Genomic DNA, 21529 nt, shown 5'->3' with positions numbered 1-21529 from the left:
TCATGGCCCATAGGAGTTGGCGCCCCAGAACGTCTTGTTACGGGTGCGAGGCGTTTGTCGGGTGGCGACCTGCAGCACATCGAGAATACGGGCGTCCCAGCTGCAGAGAGTGAACAGGAAGAGATAGGCAAATGGCGCGGTGAGCAGCGCCCAAAGCTCGTTGGTCAAGAGCCAGGCGATGATCGTCAGACCGATGACGATCACGACTGCCATATAGGGGACGCCCCAGAGGGTCGGCGATCGCGTCAGGCCGATCACCAATGGTGTCAGCAGCGGTTTGTCATCTTCCGTGCTCGCCATGTTCAGTTCCCGACCGTCGAGATCAGCTGATCGACAATCGCCGGCGCGCCAAAGACGAGGCCGATCCCGAGGACAACCGCCCCGGCAGTGAACCAGCTCAACCGACCGGCAAAGGCGAGAAAACCAAGACCAATTACGGCGATGATAGCGATGAGGCGTCCGAAGGGGCCCGTGATGAAATCGACGACGGCCTGAACCACAGTCTGCAGAGGCGCAAAAGCCTGGTTCGTTGCCTGTGCCAGAGCGGTGTCAGCGATCACCAACTGACTGGCGGCAATCACGCCGAGGGCGAGCGCTGTATGAAACATGGCTTTGCGGGGGGAGGTGAGGCCGAGTGTCATGACCGTTCCTTTCTTATCCATGGAGGCTTTAGAACAAGCAGGTGCGAGCAGCTCAGAACTGCATTACGCCGCTCACGAATTTTGGTGGACGCACTCCGATCACGTCAGGCGCACGCGCGGGTTCATCCTTGGAGCTTGGTTTTCTATTGGCTCCGGGACGCTTTCGGCTGAAATTGACGCCGAGCTGGCGATTGATCACCGACGCCACATAGTTGACGGTTTCGGGGTAGGCCGGGAAACCACCCTTGTCATAGATCGACTGTTCGCCTGCATTGTAGGCGGCGGCCGCGATCATCGGGTTCTTGAATTCGTCGAGCAGTGCACGGAGATAGCGAACGCCACCTTCGATATTGCTGGCCGGATCGCAGATATCCGTCACACCGAAACGCTTGGCTGTGCCGGGCATGAGCTGCATCGGGCCCCGCGCGCCCTTCGGGCTATTGCGGACCTGATCGTACCGACTTTCAGCCCAGGCGATGGCCGTTGCGAATTGAGGGTCGATCGAATGGCGCAACGCTGCCTCGGCGACAAGTCTTTCGATAGCCTCCGGTGCGAGCGGCGACGGGCCGCATTCCAAATTGGGGAGTGCCTTTGCTAGACTTATAAAGTCTGGATTTTCGTTCGGACTGGACGCTGCTGGTGCAGGGCTGTTGGCGTAACTCGCACCGCGATGGACTAGACCGGATCGGTCTGAATCCAAAGGGTGTTGCTCGACCGGCCTGACTTCCGCCGCTATACCATTGCTGCCGATTTCAAATGATCTGCTTGCCTCGTTTGTCATCCGCGACTGAACGCTAATCGCTTGATCCGCCTTGGAGGTCGGCCCAGAAAAGCGTTCGAAATCAAATTGTTCTTGCGCTAGCGCGACGTCAGCTGACGCGAGGATCCGAGTAATCACGCCGATTGATATAACAAGACTGGCATTGCTCATGATGCCGTTCATCCCTGGTCGATTTCGCTTTGTGAAGCTGAACTGGCGAAGCGAAAATTTGACAGTTGTCAGGTCAATGTCAAGACTGTAATAGTCTAGCTACATCGAAAATTCTGAGAACGGAAGTCAGAAAATGATGAAACGCAAAAAATCAGTGATGCGAGATCCAGTCCGTTTCAGTCATATTGTGTCGGCGATCGCCGTGGCCGTTATGCATTCTGAGCCAAGTCTTGCCGCATCGGGCCCTGACGCTGCCTATGTCAAATCGCTGGCAGCGCCAGGGAAGACGGTCCTCGTTGTCGAATATTACGACGGTGAGAAGAAGGTCGTGTCGCGAAAGGGTTACGCGAGCACGAGGGGGTTTCAGGCCGGTAACCCCACGACGATCCGGGTCGATGAGAAAACATCGCTTCGGCTGTACGGGTTGGAGCCTTGCGAGGGCGATGTCGTCAATCAAAAGGAGGGTTTCAGTGGGTCCTGCGGCGATTATGCATTGCTGCAGCTGAAGGCGCTTTCGAAATCGCCAAAGGTCATTCTCTGCCGCGCGTTCGTCTCCGAAGAGAATGCGCCTATGCAGGATGTGACGTGCTTCGGCTACTATAATTTTCCGGGTGCTCTCGACACCGTAACTAGCCTTGAGGAGCAACTGCTCTCGATTGGCGCTGTCCGTTTGGCCAAAGAGGCCGATGGCGCACCCATGCGCCCGGATCTGGCGGCTGCCGAAAAGATCGGCCGGCAAGGTTATGGGATCTGGGCCGATCCGAGGACAAAGCCATGATTCGTACGCTGATTGCTATGTGCTGCTTCGTCTGCTGCTTCGCATCTGCCACGGCAGCGCAGGACGGCACAATTTTACTTCATTCGAACATCGGTCTCGAATCCGGAGACACCTGGAGCGAGGATGGACAGCGGTATCGGCTCTATGGCGTCCAATCCTGCCTGCAGGAACTGAGTTCACCAATGGCACCGGGCGCAAGCTTGACTGCGGAGACGTTTCGCTCGCTGTGCTCGCCGCTTTCATCAAGGATATCCAGCCGCGTTGCACTCCCATCGCTCGTCGCGCCGACCTGACTTACGTCGTCTGTTTCGCGGTCGTCGGAGGTGCGAAGCTGGATTTGGGCACGATCCTGATCAGCCGCGGTTATGCATTCGCGGCCCTCGATGGCAGGGGGATGCCACTTAACTCTTCCTATGCGGTGGCCGAGGCGCAGGCGAAGGATGCGAAAGCCGGCCTTTGGCAGTTTCCCGATGTCCAGCATCCAGCCCTATTGCTTGGCAAGGCGGCGCAGCTCAGGAGTTCGAAATGAGATCAACGATTCTGACGTCCGCGGTCTCCGCATCGTTTGTCGCGGTCATCTCTGCCCCCTCATTTGCCGCCGATTTCGTCCAAAGTCGACTCCCGGGTGGCAACTCTTTCGCTGGCTATAGGATCGTCGCTCAGGTAAAGGGCAGGGCTGCCGCGCTGGATGGCCGGACACTTTGGTTTGCCGATGCGGGCCTAAAGGTTCAGCTTGCCGGAATAGACGCCTGCGCGCTGCCTCAGTGGAGCTTTGATCCGCAAATGACGTCGAAAGAGCAAAGCCGCTTGCTGCCGGTGCCATGCGGCCCCTTTGCGAAGGCTTGGTTGAAACGGACTGTTGGCAATAAGAGGGTCGATTGCCGGCTTCAATCTGAGGTGCCAGCACCGGCCCATCGATGCACGGTTCGGGGCCGGGATCTCGGCCGAGAAATGCTGCGTGCAGGCTGGGCGCGAACGTCCTCACAATCAGACAATCCAGGCTATGCAGCCGTCGAGCGTTACGCGAAGGCTGCGCGCTACGGGATGTGGGCGACCTATGTCCTAGACATGGACGAGTGGCGCGAAAGAGCGATCGACCGTACCGCTGATCGCCAGCCGATCGCCGACTACAATTTGCTGAAAGAGCGACGATCCGAAATCTCGCCTCCATTTGCAGACGCGCGCCGCCTTCCTTCCCGCCACGATCGCTGACGAACAATTGAGAGGTTCGGGTCATGAAGCTCGTTGCAGTGACTTTATCTTTCGCTCTGCCGTTTCTGGCGCTCGCGCCCAAGGCCACGGCCGATGAATGGGGCTGTACTGTCCTGCTCTGCGCGGCATCAACCAATCCGTCTTGGCACGGAGTTCCGGAATGCCGGCCGCCGATGCAAAAACTCATTTCCGCAATGCGGCGTCCCGGCTTTTCCTGGCCAACATGCCCTGAAGGCGGAGCGGGGAAACCAGGCTACGAAAAGTTCGCCGAATGCCCGGTCGGATGGACAGAGACCAGCAACGAGACAGGCAGTGGCGATAACGCTGGCAATGGGGAGCTGTCCCGATGCATGCGGCAGGTCAATGACTGCGCCGGGTATAATTCGGATCGGCAGCGGCCAAGTAGCGAAAGCCAGATCCAAAGCGTGTGGGGCGAGGGGTGTCAACGAACAGACTACATGGCCCGGCCGCTGCGTGACCAGCCGTATTTCTTTGACATGAGGGACGAGCAGACCGGCACGCTGACACGATTCTATTTCGATCTCAATCTCTGAGGTCCAGAGCGATCTCGTACTGTCTCTTACTGTGGACCGTCGCCCTGATGCTTCCGAGCTTGACTGAGATCCTCAAGCAGCAAATCGGCAGCCTTGCTTCCCAGCGCTTTTGCCAGTCGATCGACAATGTCGATCGTCGGATTGTAGACGCTTCTCTCCAGAGAACTGATATAAGTTCTGTCAATCCCGGCGCGATCAGCCAGCGCTTCCTGCGACAGGCCTGCGGCTTGCCGAGCCGTTCTCAAATTGCGTGCAAAAATCTCTCGAATATCCATGTCCGAGAGCAGAGGGTCTTGTAGAGTATTTCGCCACGGAGTATACTCTACAAAGAGGACTCAGGGTCTCGTGTTGGGCTTCCTCGCACGGTTCGTAAACCGCGCAGGCTCGTCTCGGATAAGCTTCAGGGACAACTCGTCATAGGGGATTTTTGCAAGGATCGCGTTTGCGAGCACCTGCTCCAGCTTCGATTCTGATAGCTTGCGTGTGGGAGCCTCCCAGTTCAAAAGGCGCATCCTTGCTCGGACTTCACGATGAGACGCGACCGTGAGGTCAAGGCGGACATTCTCCCCGTCCGCGAGCCGTTCGCGCAGATGCAGAAGGACTTCAATGGCAGAGCGGTGGGCTTCCACAAGGGCGGTCAGTTCTGCATCGGGATCAGGCATATCATTGCGATCTCAAGGAACGGGGCCGCGCGCGAAAACGAGGCCGCGTGGCAGCGACGGAGAGATTTGTTTGGGAAAGCGCATGGTCAACCGTCCGCCCTGTGATGTATGAATCGCCGACGGGCGAGGCGGAATGAATGACGAAGAGAATTGAAACCTATATCAATGAGGAGGGGCTCGAGGCGACGACGGACCCGAAAGTCGACCGTCCCGTCTATCGACGGCCCGGATTCGATGGGATTGCCAGCCCGAGCGAGATGGACCAAGCCATCGCCGCAGCTTTAAGCCAAAAACGGCAGGAGAAAGGGCTTTCGAGGGCAGACGTCGTCCTCCTTCTCGGCTCCATCCAGGAAGTCTACGGCCGCTACGAGCGGGGCGTGACCAAATTGCATGCCACCCAAGTCCTGCACCTCTGCGAAGTGCTCCGGATATTCCCTGATGATCTTCTCTTCGATGCCGCTCCCCATCTTTGGGGCGAAACGCCGGACGAAGCGCAAAAAAGGCGCCGTATCACGAAGATGATTCAGGAGTTACCGGCCGACACGCTGGATACTATCGCGACGATCCTGGATTCAATTTTTAAAATTCAAAAGGCTGGCAACGATCATCAGTGATGTCGCTCGCTACCAACTAGAAGTTATATTGGAAACTTCAGGATAAAAAAGCAAAAACTTTCCAAAGCTGATAGTTATCGTCAACTTTTTGAGCTGCGTTTCAACGTAAAGTTTCGAGTTGACTCAATTGCTTGATGCAACTGAAGAGGAGCGGGGCACTAGTTGCCTCGCGGCGAGCTGAGTACGCCCTGCTGTCAACTGGTCAGACCCAGGAAATAAAGTCTAGGTTGCGTTATGGTATAACATCACATAATATAGCTTATGGAACTAGAGTGGTATGCGAGACGGTTCAGGACCCGCCCGAACAATCGTGAAGAACGCAATAGACGTATTTCCGTAGGGTCCCGAGACGATGGACTTCGTTGGTATCCTCTTGCTGTGTATCAGCGAGTGGTATAGCCACCATCGACGACCACAACTTCGCCGGTAATGTAGCTGGACGCCTCGGAGGCTAGGAACAAAACGGCAGCGGCCACCTCTTCGGGTTGGCCTACCCGCTGCATTGGCGTCATCTCTTTCCAGACGGGAAATTTGTTAGGGTCGGCCATGCCGCCGCGTGACATTTTGGTGTCTATGTAGCCTGGAGCAACAGCATTTACCCGAATATTATCAAGAGCCAGCTCACTCGCAAGCGTCTTGGTCATCATATGCACCGCCGCCTTGGAACTATTATACCCTGCTTGATGCTGTGGAATGTTGGAAACGATACCAGACATCGATCCGACGTTAACGATTGTTCCGCCGCCCGTCCGGCGCATCGAGGGAATAGCCGCCTGACTGCACCAGAAAACGGAATCAACGTTCAACGCCATCATCATGCGCCAGTTTTCTTCTGTAAAATCTACAGAGGCCCCTGACTTCGCAACTCCTGCATTGTTGACCAGAACATCCAACCTGCCTGCATCCTGAATGACCCGGCTTACGAGTTCGGCGGAATTTGCACGGGTCGACAGATCGGCGGCATAAAACGTTATGTCGTACCCTGCGCCCCGTAGCCCGTTACCGTCTTCAAAGTCCTCATTGCGAGCGCTCAAATATAATTTGGCGCCTGCTTCACCGAATGCATGCGCGGTCGCCAGACCAATACCACGCGTCCCACCAGTGATGAGAGCTACCTTTCCTTCCAGTTTGAATCTCTCAAGCATTTTACCAGCGACCATTAGTATTCCCCTATTGATCCAGTGCGCTAATTATCATGCTAGCCATTATCAGAGCACGACAATCTCGCTAAATCAGCTATACAAACGATTGTACCATAAGCAAAGAACTTTCACAATATTCCGATACTTCGGAATTGTCGTGAGTTCGGACGTGACATATCACCGGCACACCGATCGAAGTTCGGTCGGCGATCGACGATCCAATGGTCCGCCAACGGCCGAATGACAAGTGCCGGTGAAATATCCTTCGGGTGCCCCAGCGAATATCTGAAGCGACATCCCTGATTCGCCGTTGGAGACCCTATCAGGGATGAACCGCATCATTCATTGGAAACAAGCCGGCTAGGCAAGCTCCAACACGATCTTATCTCACCACGACGTACATCTTGCGGACCGTTTCGATAGTTCTCCATGTTCCGCGAAAACCGGGTTTAAACAGGAAACTATCGCCGGCCCGATATATTTTCGGTTCTCCCCCGTTTTCGGTTATTTCGACCACACCCTGAAGAATCAGGCAATATTCATAAACGCCGTCTTTGATCGCGTGCGTCAGGCCGGGCGTTGCTTCCCATATGCCAGTGCGCACCTTCCCATCGAAAGATATGTCTTGGAGCCACGTTCTAAAGTTGGGATCGCCTTCGATTTTCTCCTCAGGCGATGGACTTCTGCCGGTAGGCTCAGGGAGTTTATCAACGTGGTTTTCGAGTGTTACAAGCAGTGACATAAATGCTCCTGAATTTGAGAACAATCGTTTGTATTTGAATCTACAAACGATTGTCAATGTTACAAGTGAATTTCTGAGGGGCACTTTCAGCGCCCGAAATGTCAGGTCTCCGTAGGTCTCTGTCACAAATTGGACGCTCGACATAAGCGAATAATTGGGAGAAAGCCCTTCTCGCTGACAGTTCAGAACGTCAGTTGTACTTTCATTGATTTCGATCTGTTGCCAGCGACATTGAAAGCGGTAACGGCATCGTTTATTGGATAAGTACCGGTGATCAGCGGCTTCAGATCGACGCGGCGCTGGTTTATGAGATCCACGGCAAGACCGAATTCCTCATGGAAGCGGAATGTACCCTTCATCTCGATTTCCTTCGACACCACGAGGTTCTGCGGGATAGACACGTCGCCGCCAAGCCCGAGCTGCACGACGGCCGAGCGGGGCTTCAGCGCTTCCAGACCGGAGCGCACGGCGCGCTCGTTGCCGGAAGCCTCGAACTGAATGTCGAAATAGCCCTTGTTGGTCGAATAGGCGGCCAGCGTGTCCGCTTCGGTCGCAACGTTGATCACTCGGTCCGCACCGATTTCCAGCGCCTTATCGAGTGCGCCGCGGCCCGGCACGGTTGACCGCATGCAGCGTCACCGCCTCGTTGATCGAAACGCCCTCGGCGACCTTGTGGCACTGATAGGCTTCTGCCACCAACGGCTGCCGGAAGGCACCCTGAATATGCGGCATCGGCATGGCAGAGCCGTAAAAACGCATGTTAAGGCAATGGTTCTGCTGGCCTTCAAGGCAGTAGTCGCAGGCATTGCGGGGCGCGACGGCGATACCGCCACCCGGTCGCTGACCGCAAGACCCGAGACACCGGCGCCCAGAGCCTTGATCGTACCGGCCACTTCATGGCCGAGAATCATCGGCTCGCGTACCCGGCTCGCGCCGAAGCCGCCGTGATTGTAGTAACGCAGGTCCGAGCCGCAGATGCCGTCCGCCTCGATGGCGACCTCGACCTGGCCCGGGCCGGGAGCCTCGACAGGCCGATCCTCGATCCTCAGATCCTTCGCGGCATGGATGACAACAGCATTCATCGGAATATGTCCTTTTAGAGCGGAATCCGATCTGAATGAATCGCACTGGCTATGCAAATCAGCTTTTGTCTGATTCATGGGTGTTCGCCGGCAGGAGGCGGCGGACATGTCGAAAGCTTTATCGATGGATTTACGCGTTCGGGTTCTTGCGGCGGTTTCGCAAGGTCTTTCGCATCGGGCTGCGGCCGAACGCTTCAAGGTGAGCGCAGCCAGCATCAGCAGATGGCGCCAGCGTGAGCGTGAACAGGGCGATGCCCGGCCTGGTGCCTTGGGCGGAGATCGGCGCTCTGCCCGGATCGATGCGCACATGAACGCCATCCTCGAAGCCTTGGGTCCGGACAAGGACGCCACCATTGAAGAGGTTCGACACAGCCTTGCCGAACAAGGCCTGTTCTTCGGTTTTGGCACGATCCAGCGTTTCTTCGCGCGTCATAACATCACGCGCAAAAAAGAGCGCGCATGCCACGGAGCAAGATCGTCCCGACATCCTGAAGCGTCGGCAGGAATGGTTCGACGGTCAGCTCGACCTTGATCCGGCGCGTCTCGTCTTTATCGACGAGACCTGGGCATCCACCAATATGGCGCGCCGTCATGGCCGGTGCATGAGAGGCGAGCGTCTGAGGATCAGCGTTCCGCACGGCCACTGGAAAACTACAACCTTCATCGGAGCGCTGACGCTACGCGGTTTCATCGCACCCTTCGTCATAGACAGGTCGATCAACCGCATTGCTTTTGAGACCTACGTGGAAAAGGTCTTGCTGCCTGAGCTTCACGCCGGCGACATCGTCGTGATGGACAATCTGTCCAGCCACAAAGGGCCACGGGTCCGCGAAATGATCGAAAGCGTCGGCGCAAGGCTCGAATATCTTCCGCCCTACAGCCCGGATTTCAACCCTATCGAAAACGCCTTCTCGAAGCTCAAGGCACTGCTGCGAAAGGCCGCCGAACGATCCATTGACGGTCTCTGGACCGCCATCGGCCGCTTGCTCAAGCTCTTCACGTCGAACGAATGCCAGAACTATTTCGCAGCAGCCGGATACGATGCAACGTGATCGGATTCCGCTCTAGCGCATAGGAGTAGAAAGTCGTGCGAGCGCCTCTTCGACGATGGCATCGATCGACTGATCGATATCGACGGTGACGACGCCGCCCTCGCTTGCATCGGGCACTTCCAGCGTCGCGAGCTGACTGTCGAGCAGCGTCGCCGGCATTTATTCGTGCTGGCGGCCGGCAAGCCGCGCCGCCAGCACCGATTTGGCGCCGCTCAGATAAACGAAGCGAAGCGGGTGCCTTGGAGCCTCGATCGCAAGCTGCCGCAACCGGTCGCGGTAAACCTTCTTCAAGGCCGAGGAAGAGGCAACGACAGGTGCGCCCTGGGTCTCAGATCCGCCCAGCTGCCGCCCGATCTTGTCGAGCCAGGGCTAGCGATCATCGTCGGTCAATGCAATATCAGCCCGCATCTTTACGACATTGGCGAGCGTGTGAAGGCTATCGCCTTCGACGAAACCGAGTTTCAGCCGGGCTGCAAGCTGCTGGCCCACAGAACTCTTGCCGCAGCCGGAAACGCCCATAACCACGATTGAACCGTGACCGGAAAGATCCTTATTCATCTCCCGCAATTCTCCGCCGTCTCAAACTCCTATCAAAGGCTTGTTGTGATGCCGCCATCGACATACAGCGTATGGCCGTTGACGAAGGACGAGGCCCTGCCAGACAGAAACACGGCGGCACCCACCAATTCATCCACATTGCCCCAGCGTGCCGCAGGTGTGCGCTTTTCAAGCCAACTCAAAAACTCCGCGCTATCGACCAGGGCCTGGTTGAGCGGCGTCTTGAAATAGCCGGGCGCCAGCGCATTGATCTGCAGGCCGTATTTCGCCCAGTCCGTCGCCATGCCCTTTGTCAGATTCTTCACCGCGCCTTTGGTGGCCGTGTAGGGCGCGATGCCGGGACGCGCCAGTTCGCTCTGCACTGAGGCGATATTGACGATCTTGCCGCGCCCGCGCGCAATCATGTGCTTCGCCACGGCCTGTCCGGCATAGAAAACGCTGGACACATTCGTCTTCAGCAATTGTTCGAAGCGATCTGCAGGGAAGTCTTTCAGCGGCGAGTGGAACTGCATGCCGGCATTGTTGATCAGGATATCGATCGCGCCGATCTCGGACTCGATGGCATCGACGCCACGCTTGACGGCTTCCGCATCAGTCACGTCGAAATCGGAGACCGAAACCTTGGCTCCGGCATCCGTCAGGGCCTTGACCGCTGCGGCAAGCTTGGCCTTATCCCACCCGTTCAGCACGATCTCGGAACCACGCGCCGACAGGCCCTCAGCCAGCGCATATCCAAATTCCCTGTGACGAGCCGGTGACAAGAGCACGGAGTCCTGTCAGGTCAACGAGTTGAGACATAGTCTCATTCATCCAAAATAATAGACCGACGTCGAAGCTGTGATGTAGAATCGCATAAAGCCTGATCGCTCATCGATGACGAGATTTGACGTGATCTCCGGAACATTGATTTTTACGAGGAGCGAACCGTCATCACCGTAACACCAGACACCGTCCCAGGCGCTCGTCCAGACCCTGCCGGCCCGGTCGACCCGCAAGCCGTCCGGCAGGCCGGCGTCGATGATGGCAAAGACGCGGTCGTGGCAAAGGCTGCCCTTATCAGTAACGTCGAAGACGCAGATGTGGTGTGGGCGGTCGGCGACCAGAGGATCCGGGTGCCCGGCGCCAAGCGATGCGCCGCTGTCCGCGATATAGAGACGGCGCCCGTCCGGCGAGAACGCAAGGCCGTTGGGGCGATCGAAGTCGACGGCGGCGATCGACAACGTCGCGGTGACCGGATCGAAACGGTAGACATAGTTGCCGTCCTGTTCCCGGTCGGCCTTGTACCCCTCATAATCGCTCTCGATCCCGTAGGGTGGGTCAGTGAACCAGATGCTGCCGTCGGGCTGGCAAACCACCACGTCGTTCGGTGAGTTCAGGCGCCGGCCCTGATAAGAATCGACCACGGTTTCGGAGTGCCCGTCGCGCGTGGTTCGCGTCACGCGTCGACCTCCATGTTCGCAGGTCAGGATGGCGCCCTCGCGATCCAACGTCCGGCCGTTTGCGAATTGGACGGTTGTTTCCAGGTTTCTGGCTCACCGCCTGCCCAGCGCATGATGCGGTTGTTGGGAATGTCGCTGAACAACAGCGAACCATCCCATGGCAATATGAGCGGACCCTCCGTCCACTTCATGCCGGTGCAGAGACGGCGAAGCTCGGCGTTCGGGGCCAGCAGGCCCTCCCCGCGCGGATCGTAGATTTCGATAACATCTGCTGCCATGATCAACTCCAGCCACCGTCAACGGTAAAGAATTGCGAGCTGCACATTCGGCTGTCGTCGGCGGCAAGCCATAGGGCCATCCGCGTAACATCCGCCGGCTGGACCAAATCCTTGAGGCATTGCATATCGACGATCCGTTTCTTGACGGCATCGTCAACCCACAGCTCAAGTTGCCTGCCGGTCATGATCCAACCTGGAACGACGCAATTGACCCTGATCCCATCGACGCCGAGATCGCGTGCCAGGCCTTTGGTCAACCCTTCGATCCCAGCCTTGGCCGCGACATAGATCGGCATTCCAGCCGATCCAATTCGCCAACTGAACGATCCGAAATTGATGATGCTTCGGTTCCGCGACGTTTCATCCCAGGTGCCACGGCCTTGGCGCAGAACACCAGGTGGCGAAGATTGAAGGCGATGCGCTCTTCGAAATACTCGGTGGTGACGTCTTCCACCCGGTGGCGTTCGTCATGCGCGGCATTGTTGAGCAGCACCTCGACATCCCCCGCCTTGGCGGTGAAGGAGGCGATCGCGGCTTCCACTTCGGGAATGTTGCGCAGGTCGGCCCGCAGGAACTCGGGCGCGGCCAGGCCCTCCGACGTCAACTGCTCGACCAGCGCCATGGAGACGTCCGGATTGTAGTCGATGAAGCCGACACGGGCGCCTTGACGGCAGAACTGCGTGACGTGTTCGGCACCGATGCCGGAGCCGCCGCCGGTGATCAGCACGACGCGGTCCTTTAGGCTTGGATATTGTGCCCATTTGTTCATGTTGTTTCCTCCGTGATCTAGATTTTTCTGGCAGTCGCCATCCAGCCGAGCGTGGCGTCGGTATCGCCCCCCGGCTTGTACTCCGCGCCGAGCGGCGCTTCCCATGCGAGCGCGCGGATCGCCCTGAATACGTAGTCGTAATTGAGTTCTCCGTGATCCGGCGCTGCGCGATCGGGAACGGAGGCGAACTGGATGTGGCCAATCCGGTCCAGAAGCGTGGCTAGCCGATGGGTCACATCCTCTTCGGTGCGCTGGACGTGGTAGCAGTCGAACATCAGCTTGAGATTGGGCCTGCCGACTTCCGCGATGATCGCGACCGCCTGGTCGGTCGTGCTGAGGAAATATCCCGGCACATCGTGACGGTTGAGCGGTTCGATCAGAATGGTGATCCCCAGCGATGCGGCCTTGCCGCAGGCGTAGCGCAGGTTTTCGACATAGGTCCGGTGCGCCGCATCGCCGGCACCGAATCCGGCCATGACGTGAACGGCGGCCGCATCGACGCCCTTGGCGTAGTCGATGGCCTGGTCGATCGCGTCTCGGGCTTCCTCCTCGCGACCTTTCAGCGCCGACAGGCCGAAATCACCGGCGGAAACGTTTCCCCTGGCCGTGTTGAGCCCGAGCATCCACAGTCCGGTTTCCGTGAGCGTAGCGGCGACGTCTTCGGCCGGGATCGAATAGGGCCAATGGCACTCGACCGCGTCGAAGCCGGCGGCGGCGGCGCGAATGGCATTGGGCAAAGGCGTATCGGCCCACAGGAAGCCGAGATTGGCGGATAGTTTCATGCATCCCACTCCACGTCGAATGTCGTGACGATGTTTCGCACCTGCTGTTCGCTGAGCATGATCGGATCGCGACCATGCATCAGCATGGCAAGACGCGCGGTATCTTCCATTTCCTCGATCGCGTTGCAGGCTGCCTCGATATCGGCGCCCGCGCGACCGGCCCGTGGCTGGCAAGCATCACTGCCGAACGCTTGCCGGCAAGGCCACGTATGGCCTGTCCCATGGCAGGATCGCCCGGCAGGAAAAACGGCAGGAGCTTGACCTTGCCGAGCCGCATGATCGAATAGGGCGTCAGCGGCGGCAGGAAATTGTCGGGGTCGACGCCCGGCATCATCGACCAGGCAACGCAATGACATGAATGGAGATGCACCACCGCTCCGGCCTTGGAACGGGTCTGGTAGAAAGCGTCGTGAAGCGGCATTTCCTTGGTCGGAGGAACGGGAAAGCCGAGCCGGATCCAGCCGGCCGAAAGAGGAGCCGGTCGGCGATACCAGCAGGCCGCCATCCGGCGTGCGGGCCGATATGTTGCCGGTCGATCCACCCGTGAGGCCGCGATCGAACATGGACCTGGCAAGCAGGCAGATCTGCTCACGCAACTAGCTTTCGGCGTTCATACGGCCTCCGCTGCCGCCAAAGCATCCTTGAAGAAGGTTTCGGCGCCGAAATTGCCGGATTTGAGCGCCAGCGCGATGGGTTCTCCCGCCGAGCGGGAAAAGCACCAGGGCACGCCGGGCGCGATTTCCGGGCGATTTCCAGGCGGTCGACACCGAGCGCGCGGGCAACCGCGCCCGACGTTTCGCCGCCGGCGACCACGAAGCGCCGAACGCCAAAATCTCGGGCTGCCAGCGACAACTCGGCCAGCGCCGTTTCGACGATCTCGCCGGCGCGGGCCACGCCCAGATCTTGCTGGGCGGCCTTGACGGCCTCCGGTCCGGCGGTGGCATGGAGAAGCGGGCTGCGGGAAAGATCCTGTTGTCGCAACCAGGCCAGCGTGTCCCCGATGCCGCTCTCCGCGAGCGCCATCGGATCCAGCCCGAAACCGGGCGCACCGGTCGAGAGGTAGGAGCGGACCTGGCGATTGGTCATCGCCGAGCAGCTTCCCGACAAAACGATCGAAGCGTCGGCGAGGCACGGTCTTGCCGGGGCCTTTGCCTTGTCGTCCAGCAGGCCGTCAGGTCGTTATCGTCGATCGCGTCGATGATCGCGTGGTTGTGGCCATCCCGGTGCAGGGCAGACAGGGCGGCAGTGATATGGTCCGGTCCGCGCATGGTCGTCAAACGATCGACAAGTCCCACGCGACCGGAGCCCTGCTGCTGCAGAAGGCGGACGAGGTTCGAGTCGCGCATCGGCGTCAGCAGGTGGTCCTTCATCGGGCTTTCGGCCAGCGGCTGACGTCCGATGAAGAGATTGCCCATATAGACTGTACGGCCGTTTTCCGGGAAGGCGGGGCAATAGATAGTCTGCTGCGTACCGAGGTCCGTCATCAGGGCTTCCGCTACCGGTCCGATATTGCCTTGCGCGGTGCTGTCGAAGGTCGAACAGTATTTCCAGAAGAAGCGCCGCGCGCCAGCCTGCTGCAGCCAGCGGAGCGCCGCTCGAGCTTCAATGATCGCCTCGTTGACCGGTATGGTGCGGATTTTCAAGGCGACGACCTCAATGGCGGCGCTGTTGCCGGACGGTTCCTGCGGCACACCGAAACGCAGCGTCACCTGCCTGCCGCTGCGCGCGAGGAGTGCGGCGATGTCGCTGGCGCCGGTAATGTCGTCGGCAATGACGCCGAGAAGCGTGCTCACATGCGCTCTCCCTCGACGCCCGGCAGGACGACGCCTGCCTGGCGGGCATAGACCTTCACCACGGCGGCGTCGTCCTCGCGCCCGAGTCCCATGGCAGAGGCATCGGCAAATTGCCGAAGTGCGGCGGTTGTAATCTGGACCTCGAAACCTGCGGATCCGGCGATCTCCCGCACGATGCCGAGATCCTTCGGCCAGATGTCTATTGCGCTGTGGGGCGTATAGTCGCCGCTGACGATATGCGGAGCGCGGTTTTCCAGCATCCAGCTCGTTCCGGCGCATTTCTGAATGACCGAGAGGAATGTCGCGGCATCGATGCCCTGCGTGGCGGCAAAGGTCAGCGCTTCGGCCATGACAGCAATATGCACGCCGGCGAGCAACTGATTGGTCGCCTTCATCGCCGAGGCCGAGCCGGCCGAAGCGCCGAGTTCGAAGACGGTTTCCGCCAACGCATCCAGTACAGGGCGAGCGGCGGCAAAGGCGGCATCCTTACCCGAAGCCATGATCGTCAGGCAGCCGTTGGCAGCCTTCAGAGAGCCGCCGGAAATCGGCGCGTCGAGGTAGAGCACGTCATGCTCGGCGCATCGCGTTTCCATGGCCTGCGCGAATGCGGGCGCAACGGTGACGCATCCGAGCACGACCGCGCCCCGACGAAGCCTCGGCACGATAGCTTCAGGACCGAACAATACGTTTTCCATCTGCGCCGCATTCAGAACCACGATCACGACAGCATCGAGCGCTGCGGCTGCCTCGATCGAAATACCCGCGGTGCCGCCTTCCTGCTGCAACCGCTCCATCGCCGTGTGATTGATATCCTGCCCCCAGATCCTGTGGCCGGCGCGAAGAGCCGAAATCGCCATCCCAAAGCCCATGGATCCGAGTCCAATCACACCGATATGTGATTGAACGAAGCCGCTGGCGCGGCATTTGGGGCATCTGATTTGCATACAGTGCTCGTGTTTTGAAGGAATGGGCTGTTTGGCCCAACCTTTGAACGGGAGAGTACCATGAGTGAGATGAGCCCCCTGCGCCGGCGGATGATCGAGGACATGACGATCCGCAATCTGTCGCCGGCGACGCAACGATCGTATTTGCATGCGGTGACGAAGTTTTCGCGCTATTTCGGGCGCTCGCCTGACCGATTGGGGCTGGAGGAAGTACGCGCGTTTCAGGTGCATCTGGTGTCATCTGGCCTATCGTGGCCAGCCTTGAACCAGACGGTTTGCGCCCTTCGCTTCTTCTTCGGCGTCACGCTTGGGCATGCGGAGATACCGGAGCGCATTGCCTATGCCCGAACGCCCGCTAAGTTGCCGACGATATTGAACGGCGATGAGATAGTGCGGTTTTTGGAAGCGGTCCCGAGCTTAAAGACCCGAACCGCGCTCACGACGGCTTATGCGGCCGGATTGCGCGCCACCGAGACAGTCAGTCTCAAGGTCAGCAATATCGATGGCGAACGCGGTGTCATCCGTGTTGAACATGGCAAGGGCGGCAAGGACCGTACCGTGATGCTGTCAGCGCAGTTACTGCATATCCTGCGGGTCTATTGGAAGCTGGCGCGGCCGCAGATATGGCTGTTTCCCGGACGCGACGAAAATAAGCCCATCGATGTCCAGGTTCTGCATTCTGCCTGCCGTTCGGCGCGGATTGCCGCCGGAATCGACAAGCGAGTGTCGGTGCACACGTTGCGACACAGCTTTGCCACCCATCTTCTGGAGAGCGGCACCAACATCCGCATCATCCAGGTCCTACTCGGCCACAACAATCTGTCGACCACGGCGCGGTATAAGAAAGTGTCCAACACGCTCATCCGTGCCACGACCAGTCCGCTTGACCGGCTGACGCCGGAGGTGGTGCCGACAGGCTGATGACATCCCGCCATGGCGGCGGGATTGGAGGTGGCGGACATTTTTCGCCGCCATGGGGAAGAATATCGCCAATCCCATGACACGCATCTCGGGCGGCTCGAACGCCGGGTGATGAGCGCGGTTGCGATGTGCCGGACCGCCCGACTGGGTGGCCATATCCAGCAATGCCAGGATTGTGAGGCGCTCCGCATCGCCTACAATTCCTGCCGTAACCGGCATTGCCCGAAGTGTCAGGGACAGGCCAGCCGTGATTGGCTTGCCGCTCGGCAGGCCGACCTGCTGCCAGTCAGCTATTTCCACGTCGTCTTCACCGTGCCGCAAGCGATCGCCGCGATTGCCTTCCAGAACAAGCAGGTGGTCTATGCTATCCTGTTTCGCGCTGTCGCCGAGACGCTGCACAGACTTGCCGCCGATCCCAGACATCTGGGTGCCGACATCGGCTTCATCGCCGTGCTGCATTCCTGGGGGCAGAATCTGCATTATCACCCACACATCCACTGCATCGTGCCGGGCGGCGGATTGTCGTTCGATCAAACCCGCTGGGTGGCTTGCCGGAGGAACTTCTTCCTGCCCGTGCGGGTACTGTCGCGCCTGTTCCGGCGACTGTTTCTCGAACACCTCGAGCAGGCTCATGACGAAGGCCAGCTTCAGTTCTTCGGCAGCATCGCGAACCTGGCCAATCCAGCCGCATTCATGTGCATGATCAAAGAAGTGCGGCGCGTCAATTGGGTCGTCTATGCCAAGCCGCCCTTTGCCGGACCCCAACAGGTGCCGGCCTATCTCGGCCGCTATACCCACCGTATCGCCATCTCCAATTCCCGCCTCGTCAGCATGGATGGTGATCAGGTCACTTTCCGATGGAAGGATTATCGCAAGGGTGGCAGGCAGAAGCGGATGACGCTCGATGCCCACGAGTTCATTCGCCGTTTCCTGCTGCACACGATTCCGGACGGCTTCCATCGCATCCGTCACTTTGGCTTGCTTGCCAACGGCCATCGGCAGCAGAAGCTGGAGGCCTGCCGCAATCTCCTCAATGTCCCGCAGCCAGAAGAGCCGATCGAGGGCATGGATACGGTCGAGGCCCCGCCGTTTGCACACCGCTGCCCCTGTTGCGGCGGAAGGATGAGCATCCTCGGCACCTGGAAGCCGCGTCAACCAGCCTGTCGGCCAGCATGGAACGATAGTTCATGACCCTATCAGGCGCGGCATCACTTCAACGATCAACGTCGGCATATCGAAAGGCCGCGAGGAGAATGCTTTGGCCAAACATAACGGCGCAGCATAAGACCCAGCAGCATCAAGGGCGCGGTCGGTGCAGACCGACTGAATGGATCGTCAAAAACATCGCAGTTCCCGACGAGAACCTTCTTCCCAGCCCCTCTTTCCGCTCCCTCCGGGGCAACCCCTGCCAAACACCATCTACCGCATCGGCAAAATCCCCATAGTGCCAAACAACCCGCGGCTTCGTTCAATCCGGCTTCAATGAGGTCCGATCAGCAATTGCGACATCTAAAGCGACCGGGATGATGTCCCGAGAGGTGGTGTAGGTCGATAGCGGTGGTCATCGGCTTTTTCCGGTAGGGTTGGGTTGTTCAAGCACAACCTGATGGAAAGACTACCGATGACCAATGACATGATGGACCTCCGCTCGCTTGTTGAGAAGAGCGCTGATGCGGATTTGCTGCGCGAGATGATCGGCTTTGCGGCCGAGAAGCTGATGGAGCTGGAGGTCGGCGCGAAGACCGGTGCGGCCTATGGTGAGAAGAACGACTTTCGACTTGCTCAACGCAACGGATATCGCGATCGCGACTGGGAGACCCGCGCCGGAACTGTCGAACTTCGTATTCCAAAGCTGGCACCGGCAGCTATTTCCCAAGCTTTCTGGAGCCGCGTCGCATGGCTGAGAAGGCACTGACGGCGGTGATCCAGGAAGCCTATATCCAGGGCGTTTCGACCCGCTCGGTGGACGACCTGGTCAAGGCGATGGGCATGAGCGGCATTTCCAAAAGCCAGGTCTCCAGGCTTTGCGAAGAGATCGACGACAAGGTGAAGGCCTTTCTTTCCCGCCCCATCGAAGGTGACTGGCCCTATCTCTGGATCGACGCCACCTACCTCAAGGTCCGGCGTGGCGGACGCGTCGTCTCGGTCGCGGTGATCATCGCCATCGGCGTCAACACGGATGGTCGGCGGGAAGTGCTTGGCATGGAAATCGGCACCTCCGAAGCTGAGCCGATCTGGACTGAGTTCCTGCGCAAGCTCACGCGGCGTGGCCTACGCGGCGTCAAACTCGCCGTTTCCGATGCGCATGAAGGTATCAAAGCCGCCGTCTCCAAGGTTCTTTCCGCAACCTGGCAAAGATGCCGGGTTCACTTCATGCGCAATGCGCTGGCTCATGCCGGCAAGAGCGGGCGACGCGTCGTCTCAGCCTTCATAGCGACAGCCTTTGCCCAGGACACGCCGGAAGCTGCCAGCCAACAATGGCGCAACGTCGCCGATCAGATCAGGCTGAAGGTGCCGAAACTTGCCGCCCTGATGGATAGCGCCGAGGAAGATGTCCTCGCATATATGACCTTTCCCAAGCAGCACTGGACCAAACTTCACAGCACGGATGAGATCGACAAGCGCTTTCCTTCCAGACGTGGTAAGATGCCTTTGCGCGGGCGACCTCGTGGTGAAGCGTGGTGCATCGGCTGAAAGCGCCGCCGGGCCACCTCATTCGAGCCTTGCCGGATTGAGGCGTCCGCGCGCCTTTTGATTTGGCGGGCGCGGACGCCAGGTCTCGACAAAACGTTCGTAGCCCTTTTGTGCTTGCTCAGCGATGCGCATCTCCTGGTCACGGAGCTTTTTGACGTTGTAGGCGTAGGCAGGGCCCGGCTTGTTCCCCTTCTTCTGCGGTTTGCCGGCCTGCAATTCCATTGCGCGCGTTTTGTGTGCGACGAGGCTCGGGCGCGCCCAAAGATAGTCGGTCTGCTTGGTCAACATATGCCAGACCAGAACAGTGAGTTTGCGAGCGACCGCGACAGCCGCGACCTGATGGCCGCGTCTGGCCCTGACCCGGACGAAGAAGGCGTGCAAGGGGCCTGGTGCCTTCGCCGCTGCCCACGCTGCCTCGACAAGCATGGCGCGCACATGGCTACGGCCAATTTTGCTGATGCGTCCGTGGTGCGCGGCACCCAGTCCGGACTGGCGAACCCGAGGGTTGAGCCCGAAGTAGCTGACCAGCTTCTGGGGACTGTTGAAGCGTCCGATGTCACCGATGGCCGCCATCAGCCCGGTCGCCACGGTAAGGTTGACGCCGGTGATCGTGAGCAAACGCCTGACCGCCGGATCATCCGTCGTCCCTTCGGCGATCTGTCGGTCGAGAATTGCAAGGTCTTCGCCAAGCCGATCGAGTTCGCGTATATGCCTCTCGATTGCAATCTGCTCATCCGCGGGCAGAGGTTGGCGCTTGAGCCAGTCCCGCCCCCGGTTATTGAACAGATCGGCATGCGGGCACTTCGGGATCAAATGGGCATGCAGGATGGAATGGACCTCGTTCTTGATCCGTGTCCGATGCCGAACAACCTGGTAGCGCCGCGCCACGAGGCGCCGCATCCGCTCGGTAGCTGCGTCCGGCGTCCAGATCTGCGGCAAATAATCCGCAGCATGCAAGCTCGCCAAAGTGCCCGCATCGATCTTGTCGGTCTTTACATGGGCCTGTGCGATCGCCTTGACCTGCAGCGGATTGGCAATCACCACTCTGCGCACAAATGGCGACAGGACACGAGACACTGCCATGCAGTTGCCCGTCGCCTCGATCACCACTTCGTCCGTTACCGAGAGGCTCTTGCCAAGACCCTCCAAGGCTGTTCGTGTCATGTCGACACGGCCGCCGTGACGTAGCCGGCCATCTTCCCAGAAAACCACCTCGCCAAACGTTCGGTGAATATCAATTCCAATCACCCGTCGCATGCGCACCTCCTGTCGATTGAACAACGGGAGCGGCGGGCGACACGACAACTACGGATCCGCGCTCTCGGCGCAACCGGGCGAGTCGCAGAGGCGGCCAGCTACTAACACGAGCTCGCAGCTCATCGTGTGCATCGGCCTGCCCGCACCTTCGTGCTCCCGGTGCCTCTGTCCCGGATGGTCACACCATACGCCACGATCCACAAAATCGCAGCAGAACATCGGCACCGCAGATCTTATACCGGTTACGAACCCGATTGAGCGACTGAACGGCGAGATCAAGCGAAGGACAGAGGTCGTGGGCATCTTTCCCAACGACGATGCCATCGTTAGACTCGTCGGCGCGCTGCTGCTGGAGCAAAATGACGAATGGGCGGTTCAGCGCTCGCGATACATGACACTGGAAACCATCGCTACAATGAGCGATGATCCACTTATCAACCTGCCCGCGGCAGGCTGATCCGTTCCCGGCCCTGTCCGGAAAGCTCGACGATCAGCGGAGCTACACCACTCCAGGGGACGTCATCGCGACCGGACCTCACAGAACCCTCCCGATTGAACTAAAGCGTGTCGCGGTTAACCGGATTCGGGCTTCCTGTTTGAGCTGATTTGTGATTCCGTTTGTCCATGGAAGGAGAAGAACCATGGGCAAGCCGCATCCGATCGAGTTGCGTGAGCGTGTCGTTG

At 59.1% G+C, this 21529-nt stretch carries 21 protein-coding genes and 8 pseudogenes; 11 read left to right on the top strand and 18 right to left on the bottom strand.

The genetic code is table 11. From position 1 onward, the window contains the following. Genes DMO26_RS30490 through DMO26_RS30480 form a run of 3 tightly spaced genes read right to left on the bottom strand, consistent with a single transcriptional unit; the run spans position 1 to position 1584 of the window. Positions 1-300, bottom strand: a complete 300-nt coding sequence (locus DMO26_RS30490) for a type IV secretion system protein VirB3 (RefSeq protein ID WP_117196070.1) — start codon at positions 298-300, stop codon at positions 1-3. Between the two features lie 2 nt (positions 301-302). Beyond that, the gene (locus tag DMO26_RS30485; protein ID WP_117196069.1) at positions 303-641 is read right to left on the bottom strand and encodes a TrbC/VirB2 family protein; all 339 of its coding nucleotides are present in this window, start codon (positions 639-641) and stop codon (positions 303-305) included. A 52-nt stretch (positions 642-693) separates the two neighbouring features. After that, entirely contained in the window at positions 694-1584 is an 891-nt protein-coding gene (locus DMO26_RS30480) for a lytic transglycosylase domain-containing protein (RefSeq protein WP_117196068.1), read from the bottom strand. A gap of 199 nt (positions 1585-1783) precedes the next feature. Here DMO26_RS30480 and DMO26_RS30475 point away from each other — a divergent pair, with 199 nt between their 5' ends. From DMO26_RS30475 to DMO26_RS30460, 4 genes are all read left to right on the top strand, one after another. Further along, entirely contained in the window at positions 1784-2350 is a 567-nt protein-coding gene (locus tag DMO26_RS30475) for a hypothetical protein (RefSeq protein WP_117196101.1), read from the top strand. Positions 2351-2576: 226 nt separating this feature from the next. Next, positions 2577-2879, top strand: coding sequence for a thermonuclease family protein (locus DMO26_RS30470; RefSeq protein WP_117196067.1), 303 nt, complete (start codon positions 2577-2579; stop codon positions 2877-2879). After that, complete coding sequence (locus DMO26_RS30465; protein WP_226951472.1) at positions 2876-3562, top strand: thermonuclease family protein; 687 nt, start codon at positions 2876-2878, stop codon at positions 3560-3562. The genes DMO26_RS30470 and DMO26_RS30465 overlap by 4 nt, the downstream gene beginning before the upstream one ends. 23 nt (positions 3563-3585) lie before the next feature. Then, entirely contained in the window at positions 3586-4116 is a 531-nt protein-coding gene (locus tag DMO26_RS30460; protein WP_117196066.1) for a hypothetical protein, read from the top strand. 26 nt (positions 4117-4142) lie between these two features. On the opposite strand, the gene DMO26_RS30455 is transcribed toward DMO26_RS30460, so the two are convergent. After that, positions 4143-4391 (bottom strand): helix-turn-helix domain-containing protein, encoded by a 249-nt coding sequence (locus DMO26_RS30455; RefSeq protein WP_117196065.1) that lies wholly within the window; start codon positions 4389-4391, stop codon positions 4143-4145. Positions 4392-4646: 255 nt separating this feature from the next. Here DMO26_RS30455 and DMO26_RS30450 point away from each other — a divergent pair, with 255 nt between their 5' ends. Next, complete coding sequence (locus tag DMO26_RS30450) at positions 4647-4883, top strand: hypothetical protein (RefSeq protein ID WP_117196064.1); 237 nt, start codon at positions 4647-4649, stop codon at positions 4881-4883. Positions 4884-4915: 32 nt separating this feature from the next. Beyond that, positions 4916-5392, top strand: a complete 477-nt coding sequence (locus DMO26_RS30445) for a helix-turn-helix domain-containing protein (RefSeq protein WP_117196063.1) — start codon at positions 4916-4918, stop codon at positions 5390-5392. Positions 5393-5775: 383 nt separating this feature from the next. Here DMO26_RS30445 and DMO26_RS30440 read toward each other — a convergent pair whose 3' ends face one another. The 3 genes and pseudogenes from DMO26_RS30440 to DMO26_RS30430 form a co-directional block, all read right to left on the bottom strand. Beyond that, positions 5776-6552, bottom strand: coding sequence for an SDR family NAD(P)-dependent oxidoreductase (locus tag DMO26_RS30440; protein WP_117196062.1), 777 nt, complete (start codon positions 6550-6552; stop codon positions 5776-5778). 364 nt (positions 6553-6916) lie between these two features. Further along, positions 6917-7276 (bottom strand): cupin domain-containing protein, encoded by a 360-nt coding sequence (locus DMO26_RS30435; protein WP_117196061.1) that lies wholly within the window; start codon positions 7274-7276, stop codon positions 6917-6919. 182 nt (positions 7277-7458) lie between these two features. Beyond that, positions 7459-8358 (bottom strand): annotated as a pseudogene (locus DMO26_RS30430) (L-idonate 5-dehydrogenase). A 106-nt stretch (positions 8359-8464) separates the two neighbouring features. Here DMO26_RS30430 and DMO26_RS30425 point away from each other — a divergent pair. Next, positions 8465-9410, top strand: a protein-coding gene (locus DMO26_RS30425) for an IS630 family transposase (protein ID WP_117196060.1) whose coding sequence is annotated in 2 segments (ribosomal slippage) — positions 8465-8802 and positions 8801-9410 — 948 coding nt in all. Because the reading frame shifts where the segments join, the coding sequence is not laid out codon by codon here. Positions 9411-9422: 12 nt separating this feature from the next. Here DMO26_RS30425 and DMO26_RS30420 read toward each other — a convergent pair. The 10 genes and pseudogenes from DMO26_RS30420 to ltnD all read right to left on the bottom strand — a co-directional run bounded on the left by DMO26_RS30420 (position 9423) and on the right by ltnD (position 15973). Beyond that, positions 9423-9968, bottom strand: a pseudogene (locus DMO26_RS30420) (gluconokinase). A gap of 32 nt (positions 9969-10000) precedes the next feature. Next, a pseudogene (locus DMO26_RS30415) lies at positions 10001-10766 on the bottom strand (SDR family oxidoreductase). Between the two features lie 8 nt (positions 10767-10774). Then, a complete protein-coding gene (locus DMO26_RS30410; RefSeq protein WP_319025421.1) occupies positions 10775-11407 on the bottom strand; it encodes an SMP-30/gluconolactonase/LRE family protein in 633 nt (210 codons plus the stop codon). Between the two features lie 23 nt (positions 11408-11430). Beyond that, positions 11431-11685, bottom strand: coding sequence for a hypothetical protein (locus tag DMO26_RS35005; protein WP_319025420.1), 255 nt, complete (start codon positions 11683-11685; stop codon positions 11431-11433). A 2-nt stretch (positions 11686-11687) separates the two neighbouring features. Then, positions 11688-12454 (bottom strand): annotated as a pseudogene (locus DMO26_RS30405) (SDR family NAD(P)-dependent oxidoreductase). A gap of 17 nt (positions 12455-12471) precedes the next feature. After that, a complete protein-coding gene (locus tag DMO26_RS30400; protein WP_117196059.1) occupies positions 12472-13236 on the bottom strand; it encodes a hydroxypyruvate isomerase family protein in 765 nt (254 codons plus the stop codon). After that, positions 13233-13799, bottom strand: a pseudogene (locus DMO26_RS30395) (class II aldolase/adducin family protein). Before DMO26_RS30395 ends, DMO26_RS30400 begins: the two are co-directional and overlap by 4 nt. 47 nt (positions 13800-13846) lie before the next feature. Beyond that, positions 13847-14322: pseudogene (locus DMO26_RS34995) on the bottom strand (nucleotide-binding domain containing protein). Next, a complete protein-coding gene (locus DMO26_RS34990; protein WP_319025416.1) occupies positions 14319-15029 on the bottom strand; it encodes a four-carbon acid sugar kinase family protein in 711 nt (236 codons plus the stop codon). Before DMO26_RS34990 ends, DMO26_RS34995 begins: the two are co-directional and overlap by 4 nt. Continuing rightward, a complete protein-coding gene (gene ltnD, locus DMO26_RS30385) occupies positions 15026-15973 on the bottom strand; it encodes an L-threonate dehydrogenase (RefSeq protein WP_117196058.1) in 948 nt (315 codons plus the stop codon). The genes DMO26_RS34990 and ltnD overlap by 4 nt, the downstream gene beginning before the upstream one ends. Before the next feature lie 60 nt (positions 15974-16033). Between ltnD and DMO26_RS30380 the strand changes: the two genes are divergently transcribed. The 3 genes and pseudogenes from DMO26_RS30380 to DMO26_RS30370 all read left to right on the top strand — a co-directional run. Further along, a complete protein-coding gene (locus DMO26_RS30380; RefSeq protein WP_117196057.1) occupies positions 16034-16894 on the top strand; it encodes a tyrosine-type recombinase/integrase in 861 nt (286 codons plus the stop codon). Positions 16895-16906: 12 nt separating this feature from the next. Continuing rightward, a complete protein-coding gene (locus DMO26_RS30375) occupies positions 16907-18085 on the top strand; it encodes an IS91 family transposase (protein WP_117196056.1) in 1179 nt (392 codons plus the stop codon). A 430-nt stretch (positions 18086-18515) separates the two neighbouring features. Continuing rightward, positions 18516-19516, top strand: a pseudogene (locus DMO26_RS30370) (IS256 family transposase); the annotation flags it as partial. A gap of 90 nt (positions 19517-19606) precedes the next feature. Here the strand turns inward: DMO26_RS30370 and DMO26_RS30365 are convergent. After that, a complete protein-coding gene (locus tag DMO26_RS30365) occupies positions 19607-20827 on the bottom strand; it encodes an IS110 family RNA-guided transposase (RefSeq protein ID WP_162895131.1) in 1221 nt (406 codons plus the stop codon). A gap of 262 nt (positions 20828-21089) precedes the next feature. Here DMO26_RS30365 and DMO26_RS30360 point away from each other — a divergent pair. Then, positions 21090-21302 (top strand): annotated as a pseudogene (locus DMO26_RS30360) (transposase); the annotation flags it as partial. Positions 21303-21529 lie beyond the last annotated feature (227 nt).

It is taken from the genome of Rhizobium terrae, from assembly GCF_003425685.1.
GTDB lineage: Bacteria > Pseudomonadota > Alphaproteobacteria > Rhizobiales > Rhizobiaceae > Neorhizobium > Neorhizobium terrae.
The sequence above is the reverse complement of the archived record's forward strand: the minus strand, read 5'-3'. Positions and strand labels throughout refer to the sequence as shown.

Excerpts from the sequence above, each read along its gene's own strand:
- DMO26_RS30440 (WP_117196062.1), bottom strand. The coding sequence starts at position 6,552 with ATGGTCGCTGGTAAAATGCTTGAGAGATTCAAACTGGAAGGAAAGGTA.
- DMO26_RS35005 (WP_319025420.1), bottom strand. The coding sequence starts at position 11,685 with ATGGCAGCAGATGTTATCGAAATCTACGATCCGCGCGGGGAGGGCCTG.
- DMO26_RS30375 (WP_117196056.1), top strand. The coding sequence starts at position 16,907 with ATGGCGGCGGGATTGGAGGTGGCGGACATTTTTCGCCGCCATGGGGAA.
- DMO26_RS30455 (WP_117196065.1), bottom strand. The coding sequence starts at position 4,391 with ATGGATATTCGAGAGATTTTTGCACGCAATTTGAGAACGGCTCGGCAA.
- DMO26_RS30380 (WP_117196057.1), top strand. The coding sequence starts at position 16,034 with ATGAGTGAGATGAGCCCCCTGCGCCGGCGGATGATCGAGGACATGACG.
- DMO26_RS30480 (WP_117196068.1), bottom strand. The coding sequence starts at position 1,584 with ATGAACGGCATCATGAGCAATGCCAGTCTTGTTATATCAATCGGCGTG.
- DMO26_RS30450 (WP_117196064.1), top strand. The coding sequence starts at position 4,647 with ATGAGACGCGACCGTGAGGTCAAGGCGGACATTCTCCCCGTCCGCGAG.
- ltnD (WP_117196058.1), bottom strand. The coding sequence starts at position 15,973 with ATGCAAATCAGATGCCCCAAATGCCGCGCCAGCGGCTTCGTTCAATCA.
- DMO26_RS30465 (WP_226951472.1), top strand. The coding sequence starts at position 2,876 with ATGAGATCAACGATTCTGACGTCCGCGGTCTCCGCATCGTTTGTCGCG.
- DMO26_RS30400 (WP_117196059.1), bottom strand. The coding sequence starts at position 13,236 with ATGAAACTATCCGCCAATCTCGGCTTCCTGTGGGCCGATACGCCTTTG.
- DMO26_RS30445 (WP_117196063.1), top strand. The coding sequence starts at position 4,916 with ATGACGAAGAGAATTGAAACCTATATCAATGAGGAGGGGCTCGAGGCG.
- DMO26_RS30435 (WP_117196061.1), bottom strand. The coding sequence starts at position 7,276 with ATGTCACTGCTTGTAACACTCGAAAACCACGTTGATAAACTCCCTGAG.
- DMO26_RS30490 (WP_117196070.1), bottom strand. The coding sequence starts at position 300 with ATGGCGAGCACGGAAGATGACAAACCGCTGCTGACACCATTGGTGATC.
- DMO26_RS30485 (WP_117196069.1), bottom strand. The coding sequence starts at position 641 with ATGACACTCGGCCTCACCTCCCCCCGCAAAGCCATGTTTCATACAGCG.
- DMO26_RS30475 (WP_117196101.1), top strand. The coding sequence starts at position 1,784 with ATGCATTCTGAGCCAAGTCTTGCCGCATCGGGCCCTGACGCTGCCTAT.
- DMO26_RS30460 (WP_117196066.1), top strand. The coding sequence starts at position 3,586 with ATGAAGCTCGTTGCAGTGACTTTATCTTTCGCTCTGCCGTTTCTGGCG.